Annotated in this window: 1 pseudogene; it reads right to left on the reverse strand. The window is 67.6% G+C overall.

Annotated features, from left to right (window positions below):
- Positions 1–695, reverse strand: a pseudogene (locus F4U94_RS24185) (DNA polymerase III subunit epsilon); the annotation flags it as partial.

A 695-nucleotide genomic window follows, 5' to 3' on the forward strand; every position in this document is an offset into this window, starting at 1 on the left:
GCGCGGCGCTCATCGCGGTCCATCAAGGCCATGTGATCGCCGTGCCCGCCGTGGTCCGACATGGCCGCGACCGCGGCGCCGGACCCGTGCCCCATCGCCGCGTGGTCCATTTTGCTGTGATCCATCCCGCCGTGATCTATGCCGCCCGTTCCGGCGGCCGCTGCGGGCTGGTGGTGGCCAGACCCCGCAAGCTCGGCCTCTGGCTCTTCATCCCACGCGACCAGGTTCTCGTTGAGCTTGTTGTTCCGGTACCAGGCCCGCGGATGCCGCTTGAGCGCAGCGACGATCGCCGGGAGCGTGTCGCGAAGGCTGTGCTTCGGTTCCCACCCGAGCAGCGACCGTGCGCGCGAGATGTCGAGGATATAGTGGTCGTTGCTGCTGTCGATCATCCAGGGCTGGATAAAGTCGTCGCTGCCGAGCGCTTCGTTCTGCAGGATGATCCCGGCCTTCGCGAGCGGCTGCGGGATGCGGATCGTCTTCCAGCCCTCGCCGTGGAGCGCCTCCCCGACGATGTCCTGGATCTCGGCATAGCCGGGCGGGTCGGGTTCGCCGACGAGCAGCGGCAGTTCTGACGGCAAGTCGTGCCGCCGATCGACGAGGCGCACCACGGCGTCGGCCAAGTCCTCGCGGTGCACCGATGACTGTGCCGCGCACAGCATGCCGGGATAGAAATGCGAGATCAGGCGGTGCTCGTA

The organism is Sphingobium limneticum (assembly GCF_008710155.1).
In the GTDB taxonomy this organism is placed as follows: Bacteria; Pseudomonadota; Alphaproteobacteria; order Sphingomonadales; family Sphingomonadaceae; genus Sphingobium; species Sphingobium limneticum.